The sequence below is a fragment of the Rhodococcus sp. P3_B8 genome, from assembly GCF_056402775.1.
Window position 1 is genome coordinate 1 of record NZ_JBFUGT010000236.1, and the last position, 10213, is coordinate 10213.

10 protein-coding genes are annotated in these 10213 nt (G+C 68.9%); 6 read left to right on the forward strand and 4 right to left on the reverse strand.

What is annotated here, in order from left to right; all coding sequences use genetic code 11:
- Positions 1 to 90 precede the first annotated feature (90 nt).
- The 3 genes from AC1D1G_RS35020 to AC1D1G_RS35030 all read left to right on the forward strand — a co-directional run bounded on the left by AC1D1G_RS35020 (position 91) and on the right by AC1D1G_RS35030 (position 2135).
- Positions 91 to 717, forward strand: a complete 627-nt coding sequence (locus tag AC1D1G_RS35020) for an MBL fold metallo-hydrolase (RefSeq protein WP_477955700.1) — start codon at positions 91 to 93, stop codon at positions 715 to 717.
- A gap of 142 nt (positions 718 to 859) precedes the next feature.
- Entirely contained in the window at positions 860 to 1525 is a 666-nt protein-coding gene (locus AC1D1G_RS35025) for a DUF5642 family protein (RefSeq protein ID WP_477955702.1), read from the forward strand.
- 160 nt (positions 1526 to 1685) lie between these two features.
- Positions 1686 to 2135 carry a DUF4192 family protein gene (locus tag AC1D1G_RS35030; RefSeq protein WP_477955691.1) on the forward strand — a complete coding sequence of 150 codons (450 nt, stop codon included), beginning with the start codon at positions 1686 to 1688 and terminating at the stop codon, positions 2133 to 2135.
- Here the strand turns inward: AC1D1G_RS35030 and AC1D1G_RS35035 are convergent.
- Together AC1D1G_RS35035 and AC1D1G_RS35040 are read right to left on the reverse strand one after the other, a co-directional pair.
- Entirely contained in the window at positions 2047 to 3843 is a 1797-nt protein-coding gene (locus AC1D1G_RS35035; protein ID WP_477955693.1) for a zinc ribbon domain-containing protein, read from the reverse strand. The two genes, AC1D1G_RS35030 and AC1D1G_RS35035, sit on opposite strands and share 89 nt — an antisense overlap.
- Complete coding sequence (locus AC1D1G_RS35040) at positions 3840 to 4337, reverse strand: hypothetical protein (RefSeq protein WP_477955695.1); 498 nt, start codon at positions 4335 to 4337, stop codon at positions 3840 to 3842. The genes AC1D1G_RS35035 and AC1D1G_RS35040 overlap by 4 nt, the downstream gene beginning before the upstream one ends.
- 540 nt (positions 4338 to 4877) lie before the next feature.
- Between AC1D1G_RS35040 and AC1D1G_RS35045 the strand changes: the two genes are divergently transcribed.
- Entirely contained in the window at positions 4878 to 5102 is a 225-nt protein-coding gene (locus tag AC1D1G_RS35045; protein WP_477955696.1) for a DUF4192 family protein, read from the forward strand.
- Positions 5103 to 5121: 19 nt separating this feature from the next.
- Here the strand turns inward: AC1D1G_RS35045 and galE are convergent, their stop codons facing one another.
- Together galE and AC1D1G_RS35055 are read right to left on the reverse strand one after the other, a co-directional pair.
- The gene (galE, locus tag AC1D1G_RS35050) at positions 5122 to 6114 is read right to left on the reverse strand and encodes a UDP-glucose 4-epimerase GalE (RefSeq protein WP_105414579.1); all 993 of its coding nucleotides are present in this window, start codon (positions 6112 to 6114) and stop codon (positions 5122 to 5124) included.
- Between the two features lie 3 nt (positions 6115 to 6117).
- The gene (locus AC1D1G_RS35055; protein WP_477955703.1) at positions 6118 to 6810 is read right to left on the reverse strand and encodes an iron-dependent transcriptional repressor DtxR; all 693 of its coding nucleotides are present in this window, start codon (positions 6808 to 6810) and stop codon (positions 6118 to 6120) included.
- A 134-nt stretch (positions 6811 to 6944) separates the two neighbouring features.
- Here AC1D1G_RS35055 and AC1D1G_RS35060 point away from each other — a divergent pair, with 134 nt between their 5' ends.
- The gene (locus AC1D1G_RS35060; RefSeq protein WP_477955698.1) at positions 6945 to 8216 is read left to right on the forward strand and encodes an acetoin utilization protein AcuC; all 1272 of its coding nucleotides are present in this window, start codon (positions 6945 to 6947) and stop codon (positions 8214 to 8216) included.
- Positions 8209 to 10213: bifunctional acetate--CoA ligase family protein/GNAT family N-acetyltransferase (locus AC1D1G_RS35065; protein WP_477955699.1), on the forward strand; the 2005-nt coding region annotated here is incomplete at its 3' end. The genes AC1D1G_RS35060 and AC1D1G_RS35065, both read left to right, overlap by 8 nt.

Sequence of the window (10213 nt, forward strand, 5' to 3'; positions counted from 1 at the left end):
CGGTCCCAGACGGACGAGATCCTGGAGGTGCGCGATGTCGGCACGGGTACGAAGATGTGCGGACCGGGTTCGACGATCGGCGGTCGCGTCGTGAGCGTGCGCATCGACCGGGTGGTCACCTCCGGCACCTTCAGTCTCGACGGGGGCACCTGGGACGTCGACAACAATGTGTGGATCGTCGGCGACGACACCGAGGTGGTGGTGATCGACGCCGCCCACACCGCCGCCCCGATCGTCGAGGCTGTCGGCGGCAGGCACGTGAGGGCCATCGTCTGCACACACGGCCACAACGACCACGTCACCGTGGCGCCCGAACTGTCTACGGCGCTGGACGCCCCGATCTTCCTCCATGCTGCCGACGACGTGTTGTGGCGGCAGACTCACCCCGCCGTCGCCTACACGCCGATCGAGGACGGGCAGCAGATCGCCGTGGCCGGGACCGACGTCCGCGTGCTCCACACGCCCGGCCACTCGCCCGGCTCCTGCTGCCTGTTTCTGCCGGAGGCGGGGGAGTTGTTCAGTGGCGACACCCTGTTCTCGGGCGGTCCGGGAGCCACCGGGCGCTCCTACTCGGACTTCCCGACGATCATCGGGTCCATCCGCGACCGTTTGTTCGCGTTGCCGCCGTCGACGACGGTCCGCACCGGGCACGGTGACGGAACCACCATCGGGACCGAATCCCCGCACCTGGAGGAGTGGATCGCCCGCGGCAGCTGAGCCGCAGCCTCCCCGCTGTCGGCGCGCCGGCGTGGCAGAGTGGCGGAAAAGGCTCCTCKGGGTGGGAGCACCACACATCCGACACGGGAGGTCGACGGTGAGGTCTCGGCGCACAGCGGTACGGACGGCCATGGTTGTCCCGGTGGTCTCGCTGGCCGCGGTGACGATTCTCTCCGGATGTTCCTCGACGGTCTCCGGTGACGCGCAGCCGAGCACGACCATCGCGGCCGGTTCGCCGTCCGGAAAGGGGCTGTCGAAGCTTCTGGTCGATCCGGCCGACTTCCCGGCCCGGTACGAGGCGATCGTGCTGCCCGCCCAGGCCGTGTCGATGGCGGCACCCGACCTGACGGGCGTACCGCAGGGCGCGGTGGTCGACCCTACGGACTGTGCGCCGCCTGCGCAGGACTACGGACCGACCGGCACCGTCATGGCGGTGGGCACGGACAACGCGAGCCGTTCGACGATCTCGGTCGAGCTCACCAGAACCGATACTCCCCTCGACGAACTGGCGGCACAGACGAAGAAGTGCGGCGAGGTCACCGTGACGGACAGTGGGGCCGAGTCCACCGTCACCACCGAGGTCACGCCGGCCCCGCCGGTCCGGGCCGACGACACCCTCGCGCTGCGGCGGACCGTCAAGTCCGGCAACGAGAGCGACAAGGTCACCCAGTCGATGGTCACGTTGATCGCGCAGGTGGGCGACGTGCGGGTGTCCGCGACCTTCATGTCTTTCGGTGACGCGAAGGCCGACACCGTCGCGCTCGACGAGTTGTTCACCGCCGCGGTGCAGAAGGTGCAGAACAGCTGAGCGGGCCCTAGCAGAGGGCTCCGACGACTTCTCGGTCGATCGGCGCGTCTGCGCGGCGCGGCGGCCCGGTTGTCCACAACCGACGGCCCATCCACTGCCCTCTGGGTTTTCCCAGTTCGCCCGCCGTGCGGCGACGCGTCGACCCTTCAGAGTCTGATGCATGACGACACCCGTATTCCCGCACGGTTCCGGTTTCTCCGGCGATCCCGGCGGGGGACCGCCCCCGCACCAGCACACCGTCACGTTGTCCGCCCCGGGCGACCTTCTCGCCTCGGTTCCCGCACTGTTCGGATTCCGGCCCGCCCGCTCGAGCGTGGCGGTGCGCCTGTCCGGGGAGCGCAACCCGTCGGTCGGAGCCGTCATGAGACACGACCCGGCCGCGATCTCCCTGGACAAGCTGTCCGCGATCGTCGAAGAATTCGAAGAGCTCCTGACTGCACACCGACCGAACTTCGCGACGTGTTCGTCACGGCGGGGAACGGCGCCGGCAGCGCCGGCCGCGAATGGTTCAGCGTCTACGGCTATCTCATACTGTCTGCCACTGGTGTGGGCGTTGGAGATGGACGTGTATCACGGCTACCCGCATCACCGTGCGGTGGTGTGGGTTTGACCGTGTCCCACACCGACGCTTGTGGTGCAGGAACATGCTGTTTCGGATTCACCCCCAACGGCCGTGTGACGGTGGGCAGGCTGCGGCGAACCCGTCGGTGCCGTGGCCTGCTCGGGGTGGGACCGTTCTTGTCGCGCGATGGCCGCACCGGCGCGTGTTCGGCCACCCGGATCGCGGGTAGTCGTCCGCGCCGACGGGTGACCTTGTTTCTGCCGAGCAACGCGCGTTTGGCCAGGTTCACCCCGGCGAGGTGGTCGCGGTTGCCGCCGACCCGGCAGCGGGGACACCACGCGGTGTGGTAGCCGCCGGGGCGTGCAAGTGGTTCGTCGCAGCCCGGACACTGTGCGGACGATCCCCGGGCCGGCACCGAGACCACCGGGACGCCGACACCGGCGGCGGTGTGCGCGAGCGCGGCGACCGCTCGTCGGCGGGCGGACTGCGCGGCCCGGTTGTTGTTGACCCGCCCGTGGTCCCGAGTCTCGAGAGTGGTCAGATCCTCCACCGCGATCATCTCCGCATCCGCGGCGGCGGCGTAGTCGGTGACCTGGCGGGCGAAGTGGAACGCCAGTTCCCGGTTGATCCTCCCTCTCTTGATGCCCACCGCCTCGCGATGCTCGTTCAGGACGGCGATCTTCTCCTCGAGCAGGGCGCGGACCTCAGGTGGGGCGGTGGCGGCCAGCCGGGTCAACCGGGCCGCCTTACGGTGCAGCATCTGCCCCTCGGCCTGCAGGCGCCCCAGTTTGATTCCGAGCCCGCGGTCGTCGTAGGTCCAGCCCCGATAGTCCGAGGACAACCCGCTTGGGCCCTCGGCTGCGATCGCGGCCGCACCCAGCGTGGACGGAGACCAATCGACCCCGACCGCGACGGCGGCCGATTTCGGGTCGTTTACGGGGACGAGTTCGGTCGCGGCGCACCGCCAGAGCAGGCCCCGGCGGTCGAGGACCAGGGTCGGCAGATGCCAGTCGGTGACCGCCCGGCCGTGCAGGTGCGTTGGGATGGCGGCGGTCAGCCGAACCCGCCGCCACTGCGCCCGCCCCGCCGGGGCGGGCGCAGTGGGCAGCTTCACCGTCAACACCAGTTCACGTTTTGTCATGGTGATCTGTGCGAGTTGCCGGTCGGCGGCCGACAGCTGGGCCATCGCGCTCGTCTTTGGCGGACCCTGGACGTCGGTGATCCGCAACCGGCCAGCCGGTGCCGCGCCGCTGCGGCGGGCGTGTGCGGCGAGTTGACGTTGCACGCCCCGGACGAAGCCCGGCGGCACGTAGTCCGCCGACTCGGTCGGCGGTGCCACAGCCCCGGTGGCTGGATCGAATCGGGCCGACAGTGCCGCGATAGCGGTGTCCCGGAATGTCAGGGTCCGTAGGGTCGCCACAACGTCCGCCGTCACCACCCTGCCCACCCTGGACGGCACGTAGATTCCGTCCGGATAGCGCGGGTTCCAGCCGAGGCGGGCCGCGGCGACATGGCCTTGTGCGGGCAGTCTGCGATCGTGGCGGTCCAGGCCAGTGGCGAGCACATCGAACGTCGCCGGCTGCCACAGGCGTGACACCAACTCGGCGCCAGCCGCGGTGATCAGGTCGAGGAGCCACCCGACCCGGGTGTCGACGTCGTCGAGGCCGATCGGCTCACCGGTCGCGTCGTCGACCGCCATGTGTGCGCGTGTGGTGAACGCGAACTGCCGCGGCGCGGTCGATCCCGGCCCGGTCATGCTGGTCGACCAGGAACGAAGCACAGTCGAACGAACCGGGTCTCGCCCAGCTGACGGCAGTAGTCGCGGCCGCAGCAAGGAATTCCGAATTTTGTGCGGGTGCCTTGGCATCCGGAGGTGTGTAGCGGCCAGGTGCTGTGATCGCCGGGATCAACTCCCGCAACCCGCAAGGCGGACAGCTCTCCGCCGGAGAGATCGTCCGCCGATGCCCCCCGGGAAAGGTCATTCACCGCACGGAAAGCGACGTAGCGGCCTGTACGCATCTCGATTTCGGTACAGCGGCGGCGCTGTTCGGATTCGAGGTGCCTGAAGACCGGCTCGCTCCGGATCAGGTTCAGATATTCCTCGTCCACCCGCCTCGCCTCGTGGGCGCGTATCGCGGCACCCATTTTACCCATCCCAAGGCCGAGTTTCGTTGCCCCCGTTACCTGGCACAAGTCGGGATCGACGAGCGCCTCCACTTTCCGAGATGACCCGCAATCCGAGATGCTCACCGGGTACACCGTTCCAGCCGTGCGGCGGCGCCGCCCCGAAGCCGGTGTTGATACTGTTTCGCCGCAGCTGATAGAACCGGCCGGACAACGATGCCAGCGACGCCATGACATCATCCATCAACTCCTTCACCAGCGATTCGTCGCCCCGGTCCCAAGATCTCGACTGTAACGCCGAGCTCCGACATTTAGCCTCGGAGGGAGTCCGCAGGCGGGCCGACCGTCCGACCGGGGCAATCGATCTCGCCCACACCGCCCACACCACCGCGAACCGACCCTCGGCCGCGTCGTCGAGAATCCGGCCGCGCCCCGCCCGCCGCTCCTGCAGACCGAACCGCGATCCATGTAGACCCGATAGATTTCACCCGTATCGCCTTCCGCAATATCCGTTCCTGATTGGCTAGCGAGGGCACATGCCCTGTCGAGCCCGACGCCCGGCAATACACTGCTTCACCGTCTCCGGCGTTCGCTCCCGCACAATCCGATGCGGGCCTGCCCAGATAGGCGTCGATTCGGCTGACTGCAAGGAGTTCGCGGTCAATTGTGGATTCTCGTCGCCGCAACCTCCCGGGCCCGGAGCGCGCGAACCCGGCGGCGCTGCTCGGATACTGCGCCTACCTTCTTGGCGACGGGCCGTTCGCCGGCATCGCGTTGGCCACCCTGCTCGACGGTGGACTGCACTCAGGACTCCGGCCGACCGAGGTGCGGGGCCTGGCCGACGTCGGTTACGAGCGAGCCGAAGCGATAGGTGTCGTGCTGCCCCGCTGAATCGCGGACCGAGTCGGCGTCACCGACGTGCCGCGTGCGACCGGTCGCCCAGCTCCTGCAGGTATGCCCAGGCGTCGGCGACGATTTCGTCGAGGTCGGTGTGCTCCGGCCGCCACCCGAGCTCCGCGATCGCACGATCACTCGACGCCACTAGCACAGCGGGATCACCGGCCCGGCGTGGTGCGTCCTCGACCGCAATGGGGAGCCCGGTGACCCGAGCGCACGCCGAGATGGCTTCGCGCACACTGAAACCCGCACCGCTGCCGAGATTGTAGATGCGGTGCCTGCCCTCGATCGACGACTCCAGTGCCAGCACGTGCGCCTCGGCGAGGTCGAGCACATGGATGTAGTCGCGGATCGCCGTGCCGTCCGGAGTCGGCCAGTCGGTTCCGAAGATCGAGATCTTCTCCCGCTGACCGAGCGCCACCTGGAGCACGAGAGGAATCAAATGCGTTTCGACGACCCGGTTCTCGCCGGCCGACTTGTACGCTCCCGCGACATTGAAGTACCGCAGGCTGGTCGCCGCGAGCGAATGAGCCACCGAATACGACGTGATGGCATGGTCGATCGCGAGTTTCGTCGCCCCGTACGGATTGGTGGGACGGGTTGGATCGGCCTCCGTGATCGGCGAGTGCTCGGGCTCGCCGTAGGTCGCGGCGGTCGACGAGAACACGAGTTTCCGCGTCCCCGAATGCCGCATGGCCTCCAGAAGTTCGAGCGTGGTGACGACGTTGCCGCGCCAGTACTTCTCCGGGTACTGGACGGACTCGCCGACGAGCGACTGCGCCGCGAAGTGCAGGACGCCGTCGAAGCGGGGTGTGCCGCTCGTGCCGAGCACGTCCGACACCACCTCCGCGACGTCGCCCTCGACGAACTCGGCACCGAGCGGCACCGCGTCGGCGTTACCCGTGGACAGGTCGTCGATGATGACGACCTCGTGGCCGCGTTCGAGCAGGACCGTGCTGCAGACGCTGCCGACATAGCCGGCGCCGCCGGTGACCAGAAGTTTCATCGACTATCCCTGAACCTGCTTCACCTGGACGGCGTGTGCCATCTCCTCGGACAGATCGAACCCGCTGTGGCCGGGCACCGTGATGGTGACCGAACCGGGCTTGGTCTCGACGGTGACGCGCGCGTCCGGGACGACACCCGCCTCGCGCAGCTGTCCGATGACGTCCGGATCAGACTGCACGTGCTCCGCGAGACGCCGGACGACGACAGCGGTCGRCTTGCCGGGCGGCACGTCCGTGAGCCRGATGAGCGTCTCGGGGGCGTCCACCGGGCGGTCCAGCCCGAGCAGCGCGAGCCCCGGAATCGGGTTGCCGTACGGCGAGGTAGTGGGGTTGTTGAGCACCTCTACGAGGCGCCGCTCGACTTCCTCGCTCATGACGTGCTCCCACCGGCACGCCTCCGCATGGACCTCTTCCCATTTGAGGCCGATGACATCGACCAGCAGTCGTTCGGCGAGGCGGTGCTTCCGCATCACCGACACCGCGAGTTCGCGGCCCTTCTCCGTCAGTTCCAGGTGGCGGTCGCCGGCGACCAGGAGGAGACCGTCACGCTCCATCCGGGCGACGGTCTGGCTGACCGTCGGACCGCTCTGCTCGAGTCGTTCGGCAATACGTGCTCGAAGTGGGACGACGCCCTCTTCTTCCAAGTCATAGATCGTCCGGAGGTACATCTCCGTGGTGTCGACCAGATCCTTCACACTCACACCCCTTCGTCTCGGTTGATTCTACCGGTGATTGCCCGCCACCGGCGCCGTCCGTCCCCGCAGCGCGTCGGTGCCGGTCGTGCCGGGGTCTGCTCGCACCCTCCGCGGGGGACCAGTAGCGTGAGTTCATGACCGCGTCGTTCAGTTCCGGGGAGGATTCGGCTGCACTGGTATCGCACCGTGCAGTCGTGTGGAGTCCGGAGTATCTCAGTTATCGGTGGAGTGCGGACCACCCGATGAATCCCACCCGGCTCGAGCTGACCATGTCGCTCGCCCGCAGCCTCGGGATTCTGGAGGGCGTCGAACTGTTGCGGCCCGCCGCCGCCTCGGACGCGGATCTGTTGCGGATCCACACTCCCGCGTACGTCGAAGCAGTCAAACAGGCCGGGCACTCGGCGACGTCGGGCGTGCTCGGTGCGGACGCCCCGCACGGGCTCGGCACCGAGGACAATCCGGTCTTCCCCCAGATGCACGAGGCGAGCGCGATCCTCGCGGGCGGTTCCCTCGCCGCGGCGCAGGAGATCGCAGCGGGACGCACACGCCGGGCCGTGAGCATCGGCGGCGGCATGCACCACGCGATGCCCGACTGGGCCTCCGGCTTCTGTGTGTACAACGATGTCGCCATTGCGATCTCCTGGCTGCTGGACCACGGGTTCGACCGGATCGCCTACATCGACGTCGACGCGCACCACGGTGACGGGGTGCAGCACGCGTTCGCGCACGACCCCCGCGTCCTCACGATCTCGCTCCACCAGCATCCGGCGACGCTCTGGCCCAACACGGGATGGTCGAGCGAGGTCGGCGAGGGATCGGGGGAGGGCACCGCCGTCAACCTCCCCGTGCTCCCCGGGACCGTCGATGCGTTGTGGCTGCGCGGTTTCCACGCCGTCGTGCCGGGCGCCCTCGTGTCGTTCCGGCCACAGATCGTGATCAGCCAGTGCGGTGTCGACAGCCACCGCGAAGATCCGCTGGCCGACCTGGCGCTGACGGTCGACGGCCAGCGGGCCGCGTTCCTCGCCATGCGCGATCTCGCCGACCGCTACGCCGAAGGACGCTGGCTCGCCGTCGGCGGCGGCGGTTACGGCCTCGTCCGGGTGGTCCCGCGCGCGTGGACCCACCTCATCGCCGCGGCGCTCGACCGCGAGATCGACACGGGCCGTGCCGTACCCGAGGCCTGGCAGGAACGCGCGCACGCGCTCGCGCCCAGCGTGGACCTGCCGGACACGATGGGCGACGGCGGCGAGGTCGACTACCTGCCCTGGGACGGTCCCGGTGGCACACCGGAAACCGGGGTCCCGTCGATCGACCGCGCCCTGACGCGGATCGACTCGGCCGTCATCGCCACTCGCCGCGCCTGCTTCCCCCTACTCGGACTCGACCCGGAGGATCCCCGTGACTGAGCCGACGCACGGCAGCGAGACCACCGGCGGCGCCGAGGCGTCGAACAGCGCCGAGACGTCGGGTAGCGCCGGGGCGGCGGCCACGACCGAGGCGAAGGGGACCCCCGACGCAGCGCACAACTACCCGCGGCACTGGGTCGCCGACGTGCTCGCGGCGGACGGCGGGGCAGTGGCGTTGCGGCCGATCGTCCCCGAGGACGCGGACAAACTCGTCGCGTTCCACTCGAAGCTCTCCGAACGCACCCGCTATCTCCGGTATTTCGGCCCCTACCCGACCATGTCGCAACGGGACATCGTTCACTTCACCACGGTCGATCACCACGACCGGGTGGCGTTCGTGGTGCTGCTCGGGGACGAGATCATCGCCGTCGGCCGATACGAGCGACTCATCGGTGAGGGGGACGGCAAGTCCGCCGAGGTGGCGTTCGTCGTCGCGGACGCGCATCAGGGCCGCGGACTCGGGCCCATTCTGCTCGAGCATCTCGCCGCGGCGGCCGCGGAGAACGGCCTGACCATGTTCGTCGCCGAGGTCCTCGCGGAGAACCGGAACATGGTGACGGTCTTCCGTGAGGCGGGCTATCAGGTGAGCCGCAGTTTCGAGGGCGGAGTGCTCAAGCTCGAGTTCGCGATCGACCCCACCGAAGCGATGGTGTCCGTGCGCAATTCCCGCGAGCGGGCCGCCGAGGCGCGCAGCATGCGGAACGTGCTCAGTCCACGGTCGGTCGCGGTGATCGGCGCGTCCACCGACCGCGCGAAGGTCGGCAACGCCGTGCTTACCAACCTGCTGCGGGCGGGATTCACCGGCCCGGTGTATCCGGTCAACGCCGAGCACCGTTCGGTCCACGGTGTGCGCGCGTACCCGTCGGTCCGCGACATCCCCGACGAGGTGGATCTCGCCGTCGTCGCGGTACCCGCTGAATCGATCAATGCCGTCCTCGACGACTGCCTGGTCAAGGGGGTGAAGGCCCTCGTCGTCGTGTCTTCGGGATTCAGTGAAACCGGCATGGACGGACGGCAATCCGAACGTCGCCTCGTCCACGCCGCCCGCGCGCACGGGATGCGGCTGATCGGGCCCAACGCGCTCGGCGTGGCCAACAACGACAGCGAAGTCTCGTTGAACGCCACCCTCGCGCCGGTGCTGCCGAGCCCCGGTAACGTCGGATTCTTCTGCCAGTCCGGCGCACTCGGCATCGCCATCCTCGACGAGGCCGCACGGAGCCGCATCGGATTGTCCGCCTTCGTCTCCGCGGGCAACCGCGCCGACGTCTCCGGTAACGACCTCCTGCAGTACTGGGATTCGGATCCGGCCACCGAGGTGGTGCTGCTGTATCTGGAGAGCTTCGGCAATCCCCGCAAGTTCTCGCGCATTGCGCGCCGGGTGGCGCGGAACAAGCCGATCGTCGCGGTCAAGAGCGGCAGGCACGCCGTCCCGCCCGCATTGGCGGCCAGCGGTGGCGAGATGGACGATTCGATCGTCCGTGCCCTCTTCGAGCAGGCCGGTGTGGTGCAGGTCGGGTCGATCTCCCAGCTGTTCGACTGTGCGCTGCTGTTCGGGTATCAGCCGCTGCCCGCGGGCCCCCGGCTCGCCGTGGTCGGAAACTCCACCGCGCTCGGTGTGCTCGCCGCGGATGCGGCGCGCAGTGAGGGTCTGCAGGTCGGCGACCCCGTCGACCTCGGTCCGCAGGCCGGTCCCGAGGAGTTCGCGGCGGCCGTGCGGACGGCCCTCACGTCCTTCGACGTCGATTCGGTGATCGCCGTGTTCGTCCCGCCGGTCGCCGTTCCGGTCGAACCCTATGCCCAGGCGCTGCGGGAGGCGGTGCGGGAAGCCGACAAGCCCGTCCTCACGACGTTCCTCGCGGCGGAGGGTGTGCCCGACGTCCTGGCGGTCCGGGGTGAGGACGGGCACCCGACACGCGGTTCGGTTCCCTCCTATCCCGGTCCGGAGCGCGCGGCGCTGGCGCTGGCGCGCGCGTGGCGGTACTCGGCGTGGAAGAGTA